This is a genomic window from Streptomyces sp. NPDC091271, assembly GCF_044757505.1.
Taxonomy (GTDB): domain Bacteria; phylum Actinomycetota; class Actinomycetes; order Streptomycetales; family Streptomycetaceae; genus Streptomyces.
Genome location: NZ_JBIVVD010000006.1, coordinates 475,125 through 494,568, shown reverse-complemented (window position 1 = coordinate 494,568; position 19,444 = coordinate 475,125). Strand labels below are relative to the sequence as shown.

The 19,444-nt window shown below is 71.1% G+C and carries 17 protein-coding genes and 1 tRNA gene; 11 read left to right on the top strand and 7 right to left on the bottom strand.

The window, feature by feature from the left end; genetic code table 11:
- Window positions 1–51: 51 nt before the first annotated feature.
- The 3 genes from ACIQM3_RS26335 to ACIQM3_RS26325 all read right to left on the bottom strand — a co-directional run bounded on the left by ACIQM3_RS26335 (window position 52) and on the right by ACIQM3_RS26325 (window position 2,938).
- Window positions 52–1,698 (bottom strand): long-chain fatty acid--CoA ligase, encoded by a 1,647-nt coding sequence (locus tag ACIQM3_RS26335; protein WP_401628102.1) that lies wholly within the window; start codon window positions 1,696–1,698, stop codon window positions 52–54.
- 163 nt (window positions 1,699–1,861) lie between these two features.
- On the bottom strand, window positions 1,862–2,416 hold the full coding sequence (locus tag ACIQM3_RS26330; RefSeq protein WP_401523506.1) for a SigE family RNA polymerase sigma factor: 555 nt from the start codon (window positions 2,414–2,416) through the stop codon (window positions 1,862–1,864).
- A gap of 204 nt (window positions 2,417–2,620) precedes the next feature.
- Complete coding sequence (locus ACIQM3_RS26325) at window positions 2,621–2,938, bottom strand: hypothetical protein (protein ID WP_401628099.1); 318 nt, start codon at window positions 2,936–2,938, stop codon at window positions 2,621–2,623.
- 242 nt (window positions 2,939–3,180) lie between these two features.
- Here ACIQM3_RS26325 and ACIQM3_RS26320 point away from each other — a divergent pair, with 242 nt between their 5' ends.
- Entirely contained in the window at window positions 3,181–4,062 is an 882-nt protein-coding gene (locus ACIQM3_RS26320; RefSeq protein WP_401628098.1) for a bifunctional DNA primase/polymerase, read from the top strand.
- Window positions 4,063–4,347: 285 nt separating this feature from the next.
- Here the strand turns inward: ACIQM3_RS26320 and ACIQM3_RS26315 are convergent.
- Together ACIQM3_RS26315 and ACIQM3_RS26310 are read right to left on the bottom strand one after the other, a co-directional pair.
- A tRNA-Ser gene (locus ACIQM3_RS26315) sits at window positions 4,348–4,432 on the bottom strand.
- A 61-nt stretch (window positions 4,433–4,493) separates the two neighbouring features.
- Window positions 4,494–5,987, bottom strand: a complete 1,494-nt coding sequence (locus tag ACIQM3_RS26310; protein ID WP_401628096.1) for a S1C family serine protease — start codon at window positions 5,985–5,987, stop codon at window positions 4,494–4,496.
- A gap of 197 nt (window positions 5,988–6,184) precedes the next feature.
- Here ACIQM3_RS26310 and ACIQM3_RS26305 point away from each other — a divergent pair, with 197 nt between their 5' ends.
- From ACIQM3_RS26305 to ACIQM3_RS26295, 3 genes are all read left to right on the top strand, one after another.
- Window positions 6,185–7,012, top strand: coding sequence for a glycerophosphodiester phosphodiesterase (locus ACIQM3_RS26305; RefSeq protein WP_401628094.1), 828 nt, complete (start codon window positions 6,185–6,187; stop codon window positions 7,010–7,012).
- Window positions 7,013–7,242: 230 nt separating this feature from the next.
- The gene (locus ACIQM3_RS26300; protein ID WP_401628092.1) at window positions 7,243–7,758 is read left to right on the top strand and encodes an ATP-binding protein; all 516 of its coding nucleotides are present in this window, start codon (window positions 7,243–7,245) and stop codon (window positions 7,756–7,758) included.
- A 126-nt stretch (window positions 7,759–7,884) separates the two neighbouring features.
- Window positions 7,885–8,850: a DUF5926 family protein gene (locus ACIQM3_RS26295; RefSeq protein WP_401628091.1), complete on the top strand. Its 966-nt coding sequence runs from the start codon at window positions 7,885–7,887 to the stop codon at window positions 8,848–8,850.
- A gap of 645 nt (window positions 8,851–9,495) precedes the next feature.
- Here ACIQM3_RS26295 and ACIQM3_RS26290 read toward each other — a convergent pair.
- The gene (locus tag ACIQM3_RS26290; protein ID WP_401628090.1) at window positions 9,496–10,179 is read right to left on the bottom strand and encodes a bifunctional DNA primase/polymerase; all 684 of its coding nucleotides are present in this window, start codon (window positions 10,177–10,179) and stop codon (window positions 9,496–9,498) included.
- Between the two features lie 603 nt (window positions 10,180–10,782).
- Here ACIQM3_RS26290 and ACIQM3_RS26285 point away from each other — a divergent pair.
- Together ACIQM3_RS26285 and ACIQM3_RS26280 are read left to right on the top strand one after the other, a co-directional pair.
- Window positions 10,783–12,207, top strand: a complete 1,425-nt coding sequence (locus tag ACIQM3_RS26285; RefSeq protein ID WP_401628385.1) for a PP2C family protein-serine/threonine phosphatase — start codon at window positions 10,783–10,785, stop codon at window positions 12,205–12,207.
- A gap of 131 nt (window positions 12,208–12,338) precedes the next feature.
- Window positions 12,339–13,802: an aminopeptidase P family protein gene (locus tag ACIQM3_RS26280; RefSeq protein ID WP_401628089.1), complete on the top strand. Its 1,464-nt coding sequence runs from the start codon at window positions 12,339–12,341 to the stop codon at window positions 13,800–13,802.
- Between the two features lie 48 nt (window positions 13,803–13,850).
- On the opposite strand, the gene ACIQM3_RS26275 is transcribed toward ACIQM3_RS26280, so the two are convergent.
- On the bottom strand, window positions 13,851–14,408 hold the full coding sequence (locus ACIQM3_RS26275) for an ATP-binding protein (protein WP_401628088.1): 558 nt from the start codon (window positions 14,406–14,408) through the stop codon (window positions 13,851–13,853).
- A 271-nt stretch (window positions 14,409–14,679) separates the two neighbouring features.
- On the opposite strand from ACIQM3_RS26275, the gene ACIQM3_RS26270 reads away from it, so the two are divergent.
- The 5 genes from ACIQM3_RS26270 (at window position 14,680) to ACIQM3_RS26250 (ending at window position 19,439) form a co-directional block, all read left to right on the top strand.
- The gene (locus ACIQM3_RS26270; RefSeq protein ID WP_401628086.1) at window positions 14,680–15,501 is read left to right on the top strand and encodes a hypothetical protein; all 822 of its coding nucleotides are present in this window, start codon (window positions 14,680–14,682) and stop codon (window positions 15,499–15,501) included.
- A gap of 105 nt (window positions 15,502–15,606) precedes the next feature.
- Window positions 15,607–16,341: a YcnI family protein gene (locus tag ACIQM3_RS26265; protein WP_401628085.1), complete on the top strand. Its 735-nt coding sequence runs from the start codon at window positions 15,607–15,609 to the stop codon at window positions 16,339–16,341.
- Between the two features lie 49 nt (window positions 16,342–16,390).
- Complete coding sequence (locus ACIQM3_RS26260; RefSeq protein ID WP_401628083.1) at window positions 16,391–17,047, top strand: SCO family protein; 657 nt, start codon at window positions 16,391–16,393, stop codon at window positions 17,045–17,047.
- Window positions 17,044–17,490, top strand: coding sequence for a copper chaperone PCu(A)C (locus tag ACIQM3_RS26255; RefSeq protein WP_401628082.1), 447 nt, complete (start codon window positions 17,044–17,046; stop codon window positions 17,488–17,490). Before ACIQM3_RS26260 ends, ACIQM3_RS26255 begins: the two co-directional genes overlap by 4 nt.
- A gap of 14 nt (window positions 17,491–17,504) precedes the next feature.
- On the top strand, window positions 17,505–19,439 hold the full coding sequence (locus ACIQM3_RS26250; RefSeq protein ID WP_401628081.1) for a copper resistance CopC/CopD family protein: 1,935 nt from the start codon (window positions 17,505–17,507) through the stop codon (window positions 19,437–19,439).
- Window positions 19,440–19,444: the final 5 nt, after the last annotated feature.

Sequence of the window (19,444 nt, the reverse complement as noted above, 5' to 3'; positions counted from 1 at the left end):
AAGATCCGTACCGCCCTCGTCGTACGCCGTGTTCCGGGCGGTCGGCCCGGATCAGAGCTGCGTGATGTCCAGCTCGCCGGCCGCGTACTGCCTTCGGATCACCTTCTTGTCGAACTTGCCCACGCTCGTCTTCGGCACCGCCGGGACGATCGTCCAGCGCTCGGGCAGCTGCCACTTGGCGACGGACTGGGCGAGGAAGGTCCTGAGCTCCGCGTAGTCGACGGTGGCACCCTCCTTGAGGACGACGGTCGCGAGGGGACGCTCGCCCCACTTCTCGTCGGGGACGGCGACGACCGCGGCCTCGGCCACATCCGGGTGCGCCATGATCGCGTTCTCCAGGTCGACGCTGGAGATCCACTCCCCGCCCGACTTGATGACGTCCTTGGCCCGGTCGGTCAGCGTGAGGTAGCCCTCGTCGCTGATCACGCCGACGTCTCCGGTCTTCAGCCAGCCGTCCTCGCTGAACTTGTCCTCGGGGCGCAGTTCCCCGCCGTCCGTGCCGCCGTAGTACGCGGCGGCGATCCAGGGACCGCGGACCTCCAGCTCACCCGCGGACTCCCCGTCCCACGGCAGGTGTTCCCCGCCGGGACCGGTCAGCCGCGCCTCGACTCCGGCCGGGAACCGGCCCTGGGTGATGCGGTACGGCCACTCCTGCTCGTCGGTCAGGCCGGCGGGCGGGTTGGACATGGTCCCGAGCGGCGAGGTCTCCGTCATGCCCCAGGCGTGGCAGAGGCGGACGCCGAGCTTGTCGTACGCCTCCATCAGGGAAGGCGGACACGCGGCGCCGCCGATGGTGACGCGGGCCATGGAGGAGAGGTCGCGCGGCTTGGCGGTGACCTCGGCCAGCAGCCCCTGCCAGATGGTGGGGACGGCCGCCGCGTGCGACGGACGCTCCTGCTCGATCATCTCGGCGAGCGGAGCCGGCTGCAGGAAGCGGTCGGGCATGAGCATGTTGACGCCGGTCATGAACGTCGCGTGCGGCAGCCCCCAGGCGTTCACGTGGAACTGCGGCACGACGACGAGCGTCGTGTCCTTGTCGGTCAGTCCCATCGACTCGGCCATGTTGATCTGCATGGAATGCAGATAGATGGAGCGGTGGGAGTAGACGACGCCCTTGGGGTCCCCCGTGGTGCCGGAGGTGTAGCACATGGCGGCGGCCTGGCGCTCGTCGAGCTCCGGCCAGTCGTAGGAGGTCGGACGGCCGGCGATCAGCTCCTCGTACTCGTGCACCCGGGGCGTGGCGCCGTCGAGCGCGGAGCGGTCGCCGGGCCCGGACACCACCACGTGCTCGATGGAGGGCAGGTGGGGGAGCAGCGGTGCGAGCAGCGGCAGCAGCGAGCCGTTGACGAGGACGACCTTGTCGTCGGCGTGCTCGACGACCCAGATCAGCTGCTCTGCGGGGAGCCGCAGGTTGAGTGTGTGCAGCACGGCGCCCATCGAGGGGATCGCCAGATACGCCTCGACATGCTCGGCGTTGTTCCACATCAGCGTCGCGACGCGCTGGTCGCCGTCGACGCCCAGCTCGTCGCGGAGGGCGTGCGCCAGTTGCGCGGCACGCCTGCCGATCTCGGCGAAACTCCGCCGGTGCGGCTCCGGGTCACCGGTCCAGGTCGTCACCTGCGACTTCCCGTGGATGGTCATCCCATGGGTCAGGATGCGGGTCACAGTCAGCGGTACGTCCTGCATGGTGCTCAGCACGGCGTCCTCCCGGTGGGCGCTACGCGGCGGTAAGGGTGCGCTGATTCTGCTCACATACCACGCGGTATGTCACTACTTCCGGGAGTACGAATCGGTGTCGGCCCGCAGAGACGGGCGCGCGAGGGCCTCGCGAAGGGCCCGGTCACCGGCGTGGGCCCCTCGGTCAGCGGACCGGGCTGAGCTCCGGATCCTCACGGAGCTTCCCGAGCGCCCGCGACACGGCACTCTTGACCGTACCGACGGACACGCCGAGCACCTCGGCCGTCTGGACCTCGCTGAGGTCCTCGTAGTACCTCAGCACGACCATGGCGCGCTGACGGTCCGGCAGCTTGAGCACGGCACGCCACATCGCGTCGTGCAGCGACTGCTGCTCGGCGGGGTCCGGCGCGGGCGCGGCCTCCTTCTCGGGCAGCTCCTCGCAGGCGAACTCGTCGACCTTGCGCTTGCGCCACTGCGAGGTCCGGGTGTTCACCAGGGCGCGGCGGACGTATCCGTCGAGGGCCCGGTGGTCCTCGATCCGCTCCCAGGCGACGTACGTCTTGGTGAGGGCGGTCTGCAGCAGGTCCTCGGCATCGCTCGGGTTCGCGGTGAGGGAGCGTGCGGTGCGCAGCAGCACGGGGCCCCTGGCCCGCACGTACGACGAGAACGACGGATAGCGGCGGTGTCCGGCGGAGGCGGCGACCGCCCTGGAGGCCCCGGTGCAGACTGGCGTGGTCATGACTCCACGCTAGGAGCGGACGCGGTCGAGGGGATCGGCCCCAGGTCCCGAAGCCACGTCCGCCTCAGGTTGTAGGGGCCGGGCGGGCTCCACCTCCTGAAGGTGGAGGGCGGCTTCACCCGCGTCAGGGTCCTCACCCCCCGGGGCGGGCCCCTGCGGCGCAGGCGGCCCGTGCGGCGTCGCCGCCGCACGGGCCGCCCGGGCTCAGTTCGCCCAGAGCGGCGGGAAGATCACATAGAAGTTGTACGTGGACTGGTCGATGTACGTGAAGGGCGACCCACTCACCTGGACCGTGTTGTTGTGGTTGGAGGCACCGGTGCCTACGGCCTGCTGCTGCGAGGTGGACGAGTTGCCGGAGTTGTCGCCACCGACACCGCCCGACCCGATGGTCGCCACCCCCGCGTTCGATCCGTCGCTCGCGAACGCACCGTTGTCCGCTGCGGCGACCCCTCCGAACAGGGCGACGGCCATAGGCACGGCGGCGACGGCGGCGAGGGCGCGAGCAGTGCGGATACGTGCCATGTCAATTTCCTCCAGGAACCGAAAACGCGGCTGTTCCGAAGCGGCCGGCCGACCACTCCGATGCTGTTCACGACGTCGCGGAGCAGAACTGCCCACCGCGCCCCCGGCGAACCGCCCCCGGCCCACGATTCCCCCGCACGTATGACGAACGCCCGGTAAACCTCCCGCACCAGGGCGAGCGTTCCGCCCGGAGCGCACCGCCCCCTCTTCCCTTCTTCGAACGGTTGTACGAAAATGGCTTCATGGCCACCACCGACCGGCAGACCGCCACCCTGGCCCTGGCCCACGCGCTCTCCGCCGCCGAGCGTGGGCTACCCGTCTTCCCGCTGTCCGCCACCAAGCTCCCCGCACTGCGCTCACCGCACCGCGACGAGGACCCTCCCGTGCACTGCCGGGGCGCCTGCGGGCTGCCCGGACACGGAGTGCACGACGCCACCACCGACCCGGCCACCGTCCGCGCCCTCTTCGCCGCGGCGCCCAGGGCCACCGGCTACGGCATCGCCTGCGGGCGGGCGCCGCACCGGCTCATCGGCATCGACCTCGACATCGACACCACCCACGGAAACCACTCCGTCGCCGCGCTCCAGCAGCTGGCCCTCCAGCACCTGTTCACCCTCCCGGCCACCGTCACGGTGCTCACGCCCAGCGGCGGCCGGCACCTCTGGCTGACGGGCCCGTCCGGCGTCTCCGTACCCAACTCCGCCGGCCGCCTCGCTCCCGGCATCGACGTACGCGGAGCGGGCGGTTACCTGGTCGGCCCGGGCTCGGTCACGACCCACGGCAGATACCGGCTCGCCCCCGGCACGGCCCACCTCGCCCCCGCCCCCTGCCCCCGCGCCCTCCTGCGCCTGCTCACACCCCCGCCGCGCCCCCACCACACGACCGGCCGGACCTCACCCGCCCGCCAGGGGCAGGGCCTGGTCCAGTTCGTACGCGCCGCGCACGAGGGCCAGCGCAACACCCGGCTGTTCTGGGCGGCCTGCCGCGCGTACGAACACGGCTTCGGCGACGACCTCGCGGACGCCCTCACCGACGCGGCGATCGGCACCGGCCTCACCGAACAGGAGGCCCGCGCCGCGATCGCCTCGGCCGCACGCCTGACCACCCCTCGGCGGAGCCTCTGATGGTTCTGCGTCACCCCCGGGGAAACGCCTCGGCGGGACGGGCCCCTCGCATACGGCCGGCGACCACCCGCCGTGCGACGGGCCCCGCTCCGAGAAGGAGCCAGGCGGGCGTCGTCGCCGGTCACGTCAGCTGACTCACCATGAACACGGCCCCCGGCCGACGCACTTGAGCTCTTCCGGTCGTCGCGGCGCCCGAGCCGGGAAGCAGCCGGAGCGAGCAGTGGACGGGCCGCGCGCATGAGAAGGGCCCCTGACCGATTCGCCTGGTCAGGGGCCTCTCGCCTGCGGTGGGTGTGGGATTTGAACCCACGGTGACTCGCGCCACGACGGTTTTCAAGACCGTTCCCTTAGGCCGCTCGGGCAACCCACCCCGCGTCGTCGCCGGTCCCGGTGGCCCGGAGCCGGCTCGATGCGTGGAACAGCCTAGCCGGTCAGCTGTCGCCCTTGCGCTCGCCCAGGGTGAGTTCGGCCGTGGACGTCTTGCCGTCGCGCTTGTAGGTGAGCGTGACCTTGTCGCCCGGCTGGTGGGTCCAGATCTCGCCGATCAGCGTCGGGCCGCTCTCGACCGCCGTGTCGTTGAACTTGGTGATCACATCGCCGGCCTTCAGACCCGCCTGGGCCGCCGGGCCGTCCGGGGTGACGGCGGGGGTGCCGCCCGCGCCCTCGTCCGAGATGACGGCGCCCCCGGTCTTCTCCTCCATCGTCACCGTCGCGCCGATCACCGGGTAGACCGGCTGGCCCGTCTTGATCAGCTGTTCGGCGACGTTCTTGGCCTGGTTGACCGGGATGGCGAAGCCGAGCCCGATGGAGCCCGCCTGGGACTGGCCGACGCCGCCGCCGCTGGTGGACTGGATGGCCGAGTTGATGCCGATGACCGCGCCACCCGCGTCCAGGAGCGGCCCGCCCGAGTTCCCCGGGTTGATCGAGGCGTCCGTCTGAAGGGCGCTCATGTACGAGTTCTTGTTGCTGGAACCGTCACCGGAGGCGACCGGGCGGTTCTTCGCGCTGATGATGCCCGTGGTGACGGTGTTGGAGAGGCCGAAGGGCGCGCCGATCGCGATGGTGGAATCGCCCACCGCGACCTTGTCGGAGTCCCCCAGGGCGAGCGGGGTCAGTCCGTCCGGGGCGTTCTTCAGCTTGAGCACGGCCACGTCGTAGCCCTGGGCCCGGCCGACGACCTCCGCGTCGTACTTCTTGCCGTTGGAGAACGTCGCGGTCAGCTGGCCGCTGTCCGCCGCGGAGGCCACCACGTGGTTGTTCGTGAGGATGTGGCCCTCCTTGTCGTACACGAAGCCGGTGCCCGTGCCGCCCTCGCCGTCGCCGGACTGCGCGTCGATGGTGACCACGCTGGGCAGCGCGCCCGCCGCGACGCCCGCGACCGTCCCCGCGTCGCGCTTGAAGTCCTTCGGACTGTTGGAGGCGGCGACCGTGGTCGAGCCGGAGGAGGAGCTGGAGTCGTTGCTGTCCGCGGCCCAGTAACCGAGAGCTCCGCCGACGCCCCCGGCGACCAGCGCGGCCACCGCCACGGCGGCGACCAGGCCGCTCGCACGGCGCTTGCGCGGGCGCTCGGGCTCCGAGGTCTCCGGGGCTCCCCAGGCCGGGGGGCTGCCGCCGTCGGCGTACGAGGGGATGGCGGGAGGGGGCGGCGGCCAGGCGGCCGAGCCGGCCGGAGGCTGCTGCGGTGACGGCGGCGCGTACGGGTGCTGCTCGTGCCCGGCGGCGGGCGCCTCGGCGCCTCCCTGGTGCGTCACGGCCGGAATATGGGCCGTCGGCGCGTCCGAAGGAGCGGCAGGCGGGGCCTCCGGGGCGGGCGGACCGCCCTGCGGGGTGCCCTCAGGAGCGGCGGCCGGCACGGGAGGTGCGGACGGAACAGACGGTACGGACGGAACCGTGTTGCCCTCGTTGCCCTCGTTCTCGGTGCTCACAGCTCTTTACTCCTCGGTTCCACTCGGCATTCGGCAAGAGATCCGCTGTGCACGTGTCTGCAGTCAGCTTTTCCCACAGCACGTCAGGCCACTGTAAGCAGGACCTGTGCATCCGCACACCAATCTTTACATCAGGCAAAACGGTCCTACACAACAAGGTGTCAGCACCTGACGCGTCTCGGTGACACCATGACGCGGTGACCCACGCACGCCTACCCTCACGACAGCCTCCCATCCAGGTGATCGCCCACCGCGGCGCCTCGGACGACGCCCCTGAGCACACCCTGGCCGCGTACCGGAAGGCCGTCGAGGACGGAGCGGACGCTCTGGAGTGCGATGTCCGTCTCACCGCGGACGGGCAGCTCGTCTGTGTGCACGACCGCAGGGTGAACCGCACGTCGAACGGCCGGGGTGCAGTCTCCGCCCTGGAACTGGCCGATCTCGCCGCCCTCGACTTCGGCTCCTGGAAGGACCACGAGGAGTCCCCGGACTGGGACCCGGTGCCGGGTGAGCTCACGTCCGTACTCACCCTGGAACGTCTCCTCGAGCTGGCCCATGACGTCCGGGCGTCCGGGCGTCCGCTCCAGCTGGCCATCGAGACCAAGCACCCCACGCGCTGGGCCGGGCAGGTCGAGGAGCGGCTGCTCCATCTGCTCAAGCGGTTCGGCCTGGACGCCCCGCCGGCGGACGGGCCGGCCCCGGTACGCGTCATGAGCTTCTCCGCGCGGTCCCTGTACCGCATCCGGGCCGCGGCCCCCACCCTGCCCACCGTCTTCCTGATGCAGTTCGTCTCACCGAGGCTGCGCGACGGGCGGCTCCCCGCGGGAGCCCGGATCGCCGGCCCGGGGATGCGGATCGTACGCAATCACCCCGGGTACATCGAACGGCTGCACAGGGCGGGGCACCGGGTGCACGTGTGGACCGTGAACGAGCCGGAGGACGTCGAGCTCTGCGTGCGCCTGGGGGTGGAGGCAATCATCACGAACCGCCCGAAACAGGTTCTTTCGCAACTTGGCCGCTCTTAACATCAGTTACGGGGGGTGCACCGGCGCATTCGCTCCGCAATCGATCGTTACGAGTGCATCACTGACAGGGCTTTGGCCGGTTTCCGGCGCAGCCCAGGGGGGCATCCAATCCGTGGCGTGGGGCAAAGGAGGTCTCGGGGGTGGCGTTTGTGGTGGCACAGGAAGTGCCCGCGTCGTCGAGCATGGCCGTACCCCATGGCCCTGCGGGCGTGGGGCAGGCGAGGCACTGTATGCGCGAGCAACTGCGCAGCAACGGGGTCTCGGACACCGTGGTCGACGACGCTGTACTGATCCTTTCCGAACTCCTCAGCAACGCCTGCCGGCACGGCAGGCCGCTGGGGCAGCACTCAGAGGTGGGGGACGGCGACATCCGCGCCGCTTGGCGCGTGGAGAGAACGGGTGACCTGACCGTCGAGGTCACGGACGGCGGCGGGCCGACCAGGCCGGTCCCGGCCACACCGTCGGTCACCGCGCGCGGTGGACGCGGGCTCAACATCATCAGCGCCCTCGCCCAGGAGTGGGGCGTACGGGACGACACGGTCGGTGAGGTCACCGTCTGGGCGCTCGTCTCCGCGGGCCCCGGCACGAGCGGCTTCACGACGGCGGCTCCGGGCCCCGGGAGGCCCGCACGCCGCGAACGGTCCGGTCTGGACGGTCTGGACGGACTGGGCGCGATGAGTGGATTCGGTTCGCTCGACGGGCTGGAACTCGCCGACGTACTCGAAGCCTTCGACGACGCAGGCTGAGAGCGGTCCGGCGCGCGGCACGGCGGACGGGCCGCGAGGGTGCCACGGCGGGTGTGCCCCGGTAATCACAGGGACGGCTAGGCTCGCGCCCGAGACCGCACTGTCGCAATCGGGAGAACGCCCACCATGGCCAAGAAGCGCCCTCAGTCCAAGGCCGGGAAGCCGCAGCTCAAGGACGGTGAAATCCCGGTCGTAGGGGCCCGTGAGCCCTGCCCGTGCGGTTCGGGCCGCCGTTACAAGGCGTGTCACGGCCGCGCCGCCGCCCACGCCGTGACCGAGCTGGTCCAGCGCCCCTTCGAGGGAATCTCCGGCGAGTGCGACTGGATCGCTCTGCGCGAGCTGGTCCCGGCCGCCACCGTCGAGCTGACGCTGAAGGGCGGGCTTCCCGAGGGCGTACCGTCCGTGTCGCTCGCTACCGTGCTGCCGATGGCCTGGCCGGCGCTGCGCCGCGACGACGGCTCCGTCCTTCTCGCCCTGCAGAACGACACCTCGTCCGGCGACCTCAGCCGCGATCTCGCGGACACCCTGCAGCGTGCACTGGAGGCCGAGCCCGGTTCCCCGGTCACCGCCCGCCGGGTGCCTGCCGACGGCCCGCGCCTGCAGGACGTCCTCGACCCCGACGCCGCGTTCGAGCCGGTCGTCCACTCCGGATTCGAATTCTGGGTCCCGGACGCCTCGAACGCCACGGCGGAGGTGTCGGCATCGCTGGAGCGTGCCAACGCCGCCGCCATCCCCACCACCCGGCTCTCCGGCGTGGACGCGGCCTACTGGTGCGAGACTCCGGAGAAGAACCACCTGCGCTGGGTCATGCCGCACTCCGAGGAGCAGCTCCTCGACGCCCTCGCCCGGCTGCACGCGGCGGGCCAGTCCTCGCTCGGGGAAGAGACCCGTCTGGTGGGCTCGTTCCGTGCGCACGGGCTCATGGTCCCGGTCTGGGACCTGCCGAGCGCGATGGGGGCCGAGGAGTGCGAGAAGCCCGCGGCCCGGTTCGCGGAGCGGCTCGCCGGGGCGCTCGCCTCGGACGCTCCACTGACGGCCGATGAGCGCCGCGCACGCGGGGGGCTCACCAACCGCCAAGTGACGCTCAGCTGACAGTGACGAGAGCGGGGACGCGGCGGTGACTCCCGTCACAACTCCCCGTACCCGTCGGTAAATCGGTGTCCGAATAGGCGAGATCGAATTTGCTAACGGCAGATCTCTTGTTACGGTTCTGGAAGTCCGGTCGCTGGTGCATCCCCCGTCGCCAGCGGCCGGGCGTCTTCGTTTCCAGGCCCGGACGGCCGGGGCGCACGCCGGAGCACTCGGCTCATCGGCAGCCTGCGGCGACTACCTGGCACCCACCCGCATCCTGTCCCTGCGGAGCGGCCCCCTCCACAGGCCCGCGCCCGTCAACTCCTGTGTACGGGGCCGGGCCCGGCGCAATGCCGGAGCGGCGCGCGCCCCAGGGCCACTGGCGCACCGGGCGTTCGCTTTCGGACAGAAAATCCACGATGCCGCCGGGTACCGGGAAAGAACCCACGGCACCTGGGAAACATTCACACCGGCACCACCGCGCGCACCGTTTCCGCAATCTGCGAAAAGACCGCCAGAAAGCCTGCGGGCACCGGCTTTTGCCCGGATGCAATTACATCATCCTTGTGCGGGCCGCCCGTCGGACCACGGAAACCGGGCGGCCCCACACCCCTGAACGAGTGAGCCGCCCGCTGTTCCCGCGTCAGTCGGTCAACCGCCGCCCGCTCAGTAGGCGAGCCGGCTCCCGCCGTCCGGAGCACTGTTGCTCGCCTCGACGAGCGCGTCCAGGACGGATTCCACATCCGGGAGCCACGGCGCGGCGTTCCCGGCCTCCGGCGCGCGCTCCCAGCGCACCTGCCCCGCGCCCACCTCGGACGGGGGCAGGATGAGATAGCCGCCCTCCCCGTGGAACCGCAGGGAACTGGGCACCCGGTCCTTGGCGTGCAGCAGTTCGCCGAGCCGTTCCAGGGTGTAGGGCTCGACCAGCAGCGACCACCTGGTGGGTGTCGCCACCACAGGACCGAGCCGCAGCCCCATGCCGTCGAGCGCGGTCAGGGCCCGGGCGCCGGCGACGGCCGGCAGGCTCAGCGCGCAGGGCGCCTGGCCGCCGGTGGCCAGGACGACGGGTGCGGTGGGCCTGTTGGTCCACCACCAGCGCACCATGCGCGCGTCGGTGGTCGCCGCGAGCAGGCCCGGGTCGAAGGGGTGTGCGCCTGGTACGGCGCACTCGGGGTCGGGACAGGCGCAGCCGCGGCCGCGTTCACCGCGTACGGCTCCCGTCGCCAGCCCTGCTCCGGGGAGCACGGGCCACTTCCGGACGGTGGCACAGGTCAGCGCCGCGTCGAGCTGGGCGGAACTTTCCTTGCGCCGGGGCCGGTGCCTGCGTCGCCTTCCGAGGATCTCGCGCATGAGCGCTCGTTCCTTTCCGTTGAACGCCGAGGTCCACATCACACCACGTGCTCGTTACACCACGTGTGCGTCTCTTCGCTGTGCGTGCTTGCTCATCGGGTCTGCGGTACGGACGTTTCAGTCGGTGCCGAGCGTGAGCCGAGCCGAGCAGAGTGGAACCGAACAGAATGGAGCTGAGCCGAGTCGAACCGAGTTGAACCGAGCCGAGTCCAGTCAAAACATCGCGCGGTCGGCGTGCGCAACGCGCGTGCCGTCCCTTGTGCAATCCCGCCACTCGGGGCGGTGGGCGGGCGGCCGTCACCTGTAAGGACGCCCGGGCTCGCTGTCGGGTTCCGGGGCGGTCACAACTGCCCCCGGCCATCCACGATTACGTACCCCGCATGACCGGGATGACGCTCCCTCCGGCATTTCACCCCGAGGGCTCTCCCTGTCGAGCACGCCCAGTCGATCGCAAAAAACCGCCCGGGGGTGCATTTTTCGGCCAAGTTGGTTGCCACACGGACACCATAAATACCGTAAGGACAATGCTGGACATCACCTCAGTTGTGCGTGTACATGTGGGTGCGTGTACATGTGGTTGCACCGATAGCGGCGCAGAACGACATGGGGGTTTGCGATGCTATTCGACACAACGCACCAGTCGGAAAGCCGATTGCCATGAGCGCCCCCCACCCCTCGAAAGTGGCTGGAATCGATCCCATGGTTCCTGTTTCAACGCACACTGCCGCGCCCACGGAAGACATGCCCGCCGCGCCGGGAGCCTTCATCCAGGACCGGCTGGCCGGCTGGGTCTCCGACCTCACCACGCTGCACGAACTCACCGAACGGCTGGCCGGGACCAGCACCCTGGACGCCGCTCTCCATGAGCTCCTGGCCGCCGGGGCGGCACTCGTCGGCGCAGGCCGGGGGCTTCTCGTCCTCGAACCCGCCGACGGCCGCGGGCCGTCCCGCACGATCGGCCTCGGCCTCGCCCACGCCGACCTGGGACACATCGAGACGGTGCCCCGCAGCGCCACCGCGTACGGCCGCTTCCTCGACGGCCTCCCGGATACCGACACCCCCCTGGCCAGCCCCGACATCCTCGGCGACACCGGCCTCGACCCCCGCTGCCGCGAGGTCGCCGCCCGGCTCGGCTACGCCGCCAGCTACGCACAGCCCCTCGCGACCGAAACCGCCGGCCGGCTCGGCGCGGCGGTCTGGCTGTACGACGAACCGGCGGAACCACTGGAACGCCAGTGCCATCTCGTCGGGGTGTACGCCCGCTACGCCGCGGAACACCTCGCCCGCCTCCTCGAACTCGAACGCGCCAGGGCGGATGCCGCAGTCGTCACCGAGGAGCTCCTCCCCAGCAGGCTGCCCCGGGTCCCCGGAGTACGGCTGGCCGCCCGCCGCCGTGCAGGCCCCGCGGGCGGCGGCGACTGGTACGACGCACTGCCTCTCCCGGACAACGCCCTCGGCCTGGCCGTCGGCTCGGTCGGCGGAACCGGGCCTGCCTCCCTGGCCGCCATGGGCCGGCTCCGCGCCGGCCTGCGGGCCTACGCCGTGATGGAGGGCGAGGACCCCGTCGCCGTACTCTCCGACCTCGAACTGCTGCTGCGGCTCACCGAACCGGCCTCCGCGGCGACGGCCCTCTACGCGTACTGCGAACCCGACCTGCGCACGATCGTGTTCGCCGGCGCCGGACACACCCCGCCGCTGGTGACCGGCGAGCGGCGCACCGAATTCATGGAGACGACCCTCTCCGCACCGCTGGGAATGCTGTCCTGCTGGGAGGCGCCGAGCGTGGAGTTCACGCCCCGGGCCGGCGAAACCGTGCTGTTCTACACCGACGCGCTGCTGCGCCGCACCGGTGACACCAGGGACCGGGCGTTCGCACGGCTGCACTCGGCGGCGGCCGGCGTGCCGAAGGTCCTGCGCCAGGATCCCGGAGCCGTCGCGGACCACATCCTGCGGACCGTCCTGCCCGGCGGCACGGACCGGAGCGACGGCGCCGAGGACGTCGCCCTGCTGGCCGCACGCTTCGACTGAGACCCCGGCCGCCGGACCCCTGAGGGCCGCCGGGGGCGGCTCCGGACGTGTAAGAGGTCTTCCGGCACTGGGCCCCCTTCCGTACGCCCGTACGATGGAGAGGGCCCAGTGTCGTACAAGGAGGACAAAACGTGTCTGAGGAGCTCGCCCCGGAGACCCCGGAAACAGCAGAAGCAGAGCCGATCAAGCAGCGGAAGAACGGCCTGTACCCGGGCATCTCCGATGAGCTCGCCGAGAACATGAAGTCCGGCTGGGCCGACACGGAGCTGCACGGCCTGGAGCCGATCGCCCAGGCCTCGCACACCGCCGCCCGCCGCGCCGCGCTCTCCGCGCGCTTCCCCGGCGAGCGGCTCGTCGTTCCCGCGGGCAACCTGAAGACCCGCTCCAACGACACCGAGTACGCCTTCCGGGCCTCCACCGAGTACGCGTACCTCACCGGTGACCTGACCCAGGACGGCGTCCTGGTCCTCGAACCCTCCGAGGGCGGGCACGAGGCGACGGTCTACCTGCTTCCCCGCTCCGACCGGGAGAACGGCGAGTTCTGGCTCGACGGCCAGGGTGAGCTCTGGGTCGGCCGCCGCAACTCCCTCACCGAGGCCGAGCAGCTGCTCGGCATCCCGGCGAAGGACGTCCGCGAGCTACCGGCCGCGCTGGCCGAGGCCACCGGCCCGGTGCGCAACGTCCGCGGGCACGACGCGGGCATCGAGGCCGCCCTCACCGACAAGGTCACCGCGGAGCGCGACGAAGAACTGCGCGTCTTCCTCTCGGAGGCCCGTGTGGTCAAGGACGCCTTCGAGATCGCCGAGCTGCAGAAGGCCTGCGACGCCACGGCGCGCGGTTTCGAGGACGTCGTCAAGGTCCTCGACAAGGCCGAGGCGACGAGCGAGCGCTACATCGAGGGCACCTTCTTCCTGCGCGCCCGCGTCGACGGCAACGACATCGGCTACGGCTCGATCTGCGCCGCCGGCCCGCACGCCACCACGCTGCACTGGGTCCGCAACGACGGCGCGGTCCGCTCGGGCGAGCTCCTGCTGCTCGACGCGGGCGTGGAGACCAACGAGCTCTACACCGCAGACGTGACCCGGACGCTGCCCGTCAACGGCACGTTCTCGCCGCTGCAGCGGAAGATCTACGACGCGGTGTACGAGGCCCAGGAGGCGGGCATCGCGGCCGTGAAGCCCGGCGCCGCCTTCCGCGACTTCCACGACGCCGCGCAGCAGGTCCTCGCCCGGAAACTGGTCGAGTGGGGCCTGCTGGGTGACCTGTCCGCGGAGAAGGTCCTGGAGCTGGGCCTCCAGCGCCGCTGGACGCTCCACGGCACCGGGCACATGCTCGGCATGGACGTGCACGACTGCGCCGTCGCGCGCACGGAGTCCTACGTCAACGGCACCCTGGAGCCCGGCGTCTGCCTCACGGTCGAGCCCGGACTGTACTTCCAGGCCGACGACCTGACCGTGCCCGAGGAGTACCGCGGGATCGGCGTCCGGATCGAGGACGACATCCTCGTGACCGAGGACGGCAACCGGAACCTGTCGGCCTCGCTGCCGCGCCGGGCCGACGAGGTCGAGGCATGGATGGCCCGGCTCAAGGGCTGACACGGCCGGCGCGGAGGTCCGCGTCCCGTGTGACGGAGGGCGCGCTGCTCAGGACACCATGAGCAGCGCGCCCTCCCGCCATTTCAGGACCTTGTCGAAGCTCACCACCGCGCCGTGACCCGGCCGGTTGCCGAAGTGGACGTGATCGGCGAGCTCCTCGATCAGGCAGAGCCCGCGCCCGCTCTCGGCCGTGACCGGGGGGTGCACCGCGGTGCGCGCGTACGAGGGGTCGCCCGTCGGCCGGGAGGCGGGCGACTGTGCGGCGGTGCGAAGCGTGCGCCGTGAGGGGAAACCGGGCCCCGAGTCGGCGACTTCGATACGGCACTTCTCGCCGTCCAGATACGCGGTGACCCGGTACTGCCCGCAGGCGCGTCCGGGCTGCCCACCGCCGAGGGCGGCCGGACCCGCGTCTCCGGCCTCAGCCGCGTCCCGTAGACCGCCGCCGTGCTCGACGGCGTTCGCACAGGCTTCGCTGAGCGCGACGGAGAGGTCGTAGGAGATGTCGGGATCCACCCCCGCGGTCTCCATGGTGCCGAGCAGAAAACGACGGGCGAGCGGAACGCTCGCAGCTTCGCGCCGCAAATGGAGTGACCACCACATGCTCATGCTCCAGCCTCCTGGCTGCGGCTCGACATACCGATACGTATTGCCGCGATCGGTGCTTCGTAAGCACGGATCGGCCACCAGGGCGCTCATTCGGCGGATGCGGAAATTCCGTCCACCGGTGTATGCCCGGCCCGGACCACCGCCTCGGAGAGACCACGAACCACCCATGAACAGGTGCAACACCCCCTGATCACTCCCTGATGGGGACGGATGCCGACCTTCCGGACCTGCCGTACGGAGACGGGGGGCTCAGTGGGATGATGACCCGGCCATGTCTATGCCTGTCGCACGCGCCGGAGCCGGTATGCGGCTTTTGAGGACCGCGGTGTTCACCGCGGTCTGCGTCGTGCTCGCAGCCGCCGGACACGGCTTCGCCGCAGGCGTGGGGGTGCCCGGCTGGAGTCTGCTGGCAGGCTTCGCCGGAGTCTTCGCCGTCGCGACGGCGCTCGCCGGACGTGAGCGGACCCTTCTCTCGATCACCGCCGCCCTCGCGGCCGGGCAGATCGCCCTGCACATCGTCTTCGGCCTCGGGCGGCACGCGCCGGCCGCAGCGGCGGGGTCCGGGGACGACTCGCTGATCCGTTTCGCCGCGGGGCTGGTGTGCGGCGCCGGACCGGCCCAGCTGAGCGCCGGCGAGGCCCACCGCATCGTGACCACCGCGGGACTGGACCCCGCGACCGTCGCCCAGGGGCACACACACCTGGCGTCCGGAGCGGCAGCCGCCCCGGATGCCGCTCCGACGCTCCTGGACACCGTGATGTCCGGCCTGCCCAGCCTCCCCATGCTCCTTGGGCACCTGCTCGCCGCACTCGCCACCGGCTGGCTGCTGCGCCGCGGCGAGATCGCTCTCTTCCGGCTGGCCAGGCTCTCGGCGCACGGCGGCCGACAGCTCGCGGCCGCGGCCAGGCTGCGCGCACTGCGGGCCGCGATGGCACTCGTACGCGCACTGCGTGCGGGACTCCCCGGCCGGCCCACGACCGGGCCGCGCCCTCTCCGCAGCGCCGTCGACGCTCCCGCGCCGGCCACCGGGGACCCCCTGCAGCACATGGTGATCAGGCGCGGGCCGCCGCCCGTATACGTACGCGCAGCCTGACGCGACCCCCTCGGCCGGGACTCCGGTGAAGAGGTGGTCGTGATGCCGTCGCGCCTCCGCGCGCCGGACCACCTTTTCCTCATGACCTGTGGAGTGATCCCTGCCATGAACGTTTCCCGCATCGCCTTCGCCGGCGGCGTCGCCGCGTCCACCGTCCTGCTGCTCGCCGGCACCGCCTCCGCGCACGTGAGCGTGCAGCCGCAGGGCGAGGCCGCCAAGGGCGGTTACGCCACCGTCAACTTCAAGGTCCCCAACGAGCGCGACAACGCCTCCACCGTCAAGCTCGAGGTCAACTTCCCGACGGACCACCCGCTGGCGTCCGTCAGCCCGCAGCCGGTGGCCGGCTGGAAGATCGAGGTCACCAAGAGCAAGCTGGCCAAGCCGCTCGAGGTGCACGGCAAGAAGATCAACGAGGCGGTCTCCAAGGTCACCTGGACCGCGGACGACAGCGGTATCGAGCCCGGCTTCTTCCAGCAGTTCCCGCTCTCGGTCGGGCAGCTCCCCGAGGACGCCGACCAGCTCGTCTTCAAGGCGCTCCAGACGTACAGCAACAAGGAAGTCGTCCGCTGGATCGAGGAGCCCACCGAGGGCGGCGAAGAGCCCGAGAGCCCTGCTCCCGTCCTCGCGCTGACCGCCCCGGCGGCCGACGCCCACGGCGCCACCGCCGCCGATGACAAGAGCGGCGAGACGGAGAAGGCGAAGGAGACGACCGCGTCGTCAGACGACGCCTCCTCGTCGGGCACCGACAGCACCGCCCGCGTCCTGGGCATCGTCGGCATCGTCGTCGGCGTCGCGGGCGTCGCCTTCGGCGTCCTCGCCGGCCGCCGCCGCAGCGCCTGATCCCCGTCTGCCCCACCACCCGTATTCACAGATCAGGAATCAGCTCTCCATGCACAGCAAGAAGACGGTGCTGGCCGCGGCGTTCGCCGCCGCGGCCGCACTGACCCTGTCGGCCTGCGGCAGCGGAGGGGACTCGGCGGACAATTCCGTCGCCGACGTCTCCTCCTCGGCCGGGTCCGAGCCCGCGACCGTGCTCGATCAGCCGTTCACCAAGCCCGACCTCGTACTCACCGACACCCATGGCAAGAAGTACGACCTGCGCGAGAAGACCAAGGGCAAGCCGACTCTCATCTACTTCGGCTACACCAACTGCCCCGACGTGTGCCCGCTGACCATGAGCAACATCGCCGTCGCCAAGCGGGCCCTGCCCAAGGCCGAACAGGACAAGCTCCAGGTCGTCTTCGTCACGACGGACCCCGAGCGTGACACCCCGGCATCCCTGGGCAGCTGGCTCAAGGCTCAGGACCCCGACTTCACCGGGCTCACCGGCGACTTCCCGGCCATCCAGGCGGGAGCGCGGCAGATCGGCATCGGCATCGACCCGCCGAAGAAGGAGAAGGACGGCACGGTCGTCTCGATGCACGGCGCCCAGGTCATCGCGTTCTCCCCGAAGACCGACAAGGGGTACGTCCTCTACAGCGAGGACACCACGGCCGAGGACTACACCGAGGACCTCCCGGAGCTCGTCAAGGGGGAGACCCCGTGAAGCGCCGCACGGCCGCCGCCGGCGCACTGGCCCTCACCACCGGGCTCGCGCTGACGGCGTGTTCCTCCGACAGCGTGCCGCGGCTGGAGGTGACCGGTGCCTTCATGCCACAGCCCGTCAGCGACATGGCGGCCGGTTTCCTCCTCGTGAAGAACAGCGGCGACGCCACCGACCGGCTCACCTCGGTGACGAGTTCCCTCTCGGACCACGTCTCCATCCACGAGACGAAGAACCGGACGATGCGGATGGTCACGTCGTTCGAAGTGCCCGCCGGCGGCGAGCTCGATCTCGAACGCGGTGGGAACCACATCATGTTCACGGAGCTGAAGCAGCAGCCCAAGCGCGGAGAAACAGTCTCCGTGGAACTGCACTTCGAGAAGGCCGACCCCATCAAGGTCGACATCCCCGTGCGGGAGACCACCTACAACCCGAAGAAGCAGTGAGGTACTGACACCCCATGACGGCTACCGCCCCGCCCCTCGGGCCCTCCCCGATACGACGGCCGCTCGCCGCGGCCGCGCTCCTCGCCATGCTGATCAGCCTGCTGCTCGGCCTGGTGCTGGCCGGCGCGAGCCCCGCGTCGGCGCACGCCGCTCTCACGGGGAGCGACCCGCAGGACGGGGCGGTGGTCGCCACCGCGCCCGAGGACGTCACACTCACGTTCTCCGAGCAGATCGCCATGGACGACGACTCGATCCGGGTCCTCGACCCGAACGGCGAGCGCGCCGACGAGGGCGCGCCCCGGGATCTGACGAGTGGCGGCGCCGTGCGGTACGCCGTCCAGCTCCACAGCGGTCTGCCCGACGGCACATACACCGTGGCCTGGCAGGCGGTCTCCGCGGACAGCCATCCGGTCTCGGGAGCCTTCACCTTCTCCGTCGGCGCCCCCTCGGAGACCACCGTGGCGCTGCCCTCGGGCGGAGCCGGCGGCGGTCTCGTGGGTGCGCTCTACGGCATCGCACGCTACGCCGCGTACGCCGGGTTCATCCTGCTCGCGGGCGGATCGGCCTTCGTGCTCGCCTGCTGGCAGCGCGGGGCGGGCGCGCGCCCGCTGCAGCGGCTCGTCGTACGCGGCTGGATCACACTCACCGCGGCCACCCTGGCCATGCTGCTCCTGCGCAATCCGTACACCGGCTCCGGCAAGCTCGCGGACGCCTTCGACCTCGACGGCCTCCAGTCCGTCCTCGACACCAAGCCGGGGGCCGCGCTGGTATCCCGGCTGCTGCTCCTGGGCGCCTCCGCGCTCTTCATCGCCGTCCTCTTCGGTGCGTACGCCAAGCGCGAGGACGAGAAGGAGAAGCAGGACCTCACCTTCGGACTCGCGACGGGCGGCGCGGTCATCGCCATCGGGATCGCCGGCACGTGGGCCCTGGCCGAGCACGCCTCGACCGGGATCCAGCCGGGCATCGCCATGCCGGTCGACGTGCTGCACCTCCTCGCCGTCGCCGCCTGGCTGGGCGGACTCACCGCGCTGCTGGTCGCCCTGTACCGGACACCGGACATCACGAGCGGCGCCGTACGCCGGTTCTCGCGCGTGGCGTTCGGCAGCGTGATCGTCCTCGCCGCGACCGGGCTCTACCAGTCCTGGCGTCAGGTCGGATCGTGGTCCGCGCTGACCGGCACCCGCTACGGGCAGCTGCTGCTCGTGAAGGTGGCACTCGTCGCCGTGCTTCTCGGAGTCGCGTGGATATCGCGGCGTTGGACGGGGCGGCTGACCGAGCGCACCGCATCCGTGTCCGCCATCGACGACACCGCTGCGGCCGCTGCTTCGGAATCGTCGGAACCCGTCGCCACGTCCGACGAAGAGGTCGACCCGGAGCGCGCCGCCCAGCTCTCCCGGCAGCGGGCCGCTCTGACGGCGACGAAGGAGAAGCGCGCACGCGACGCCGATCCGGACCGCTCCGGGCTGCGGCGTTCCGTCATGGTGGAGACGGGCATCGCCGTGGTGCTGCTGGTCGTCACGACGATCCTCACGTCCACCGAGCCCGGCCGCACCGAGGAGGAGGCCGCGCGAGGCAACACCACGACGGCTCCGGCGCCGGTCACCGGTGGGCAGCTGAACCTGAGCCTGCCCTTCGACACCGGCGGCCAGAACGGCAAGGGGACGGTGCGCCTGGACCTCTCGCCCGGCGGGACCGGCTCGAACAGCGTCCACCTCTGGGTCGACACGCCCGACGGACGCCCGCTGGACGTCCCCGAGGTGAAGCTCGCCTTCACCCTGGAGTCCAAGGACATCGGCCCGCTTCCGGTCGTCCCCGACCGCCTCACCGAGGGGCACTGGACCGCGAGCGGGGTGCAGATCCCGATGGCGGGCGACTGGAAGGTCGCCGTGACGGTACGCACCTCGGACATCGACCAGACCACCATCGACAAGAACGTGAAGATCGGCTGAGCAGG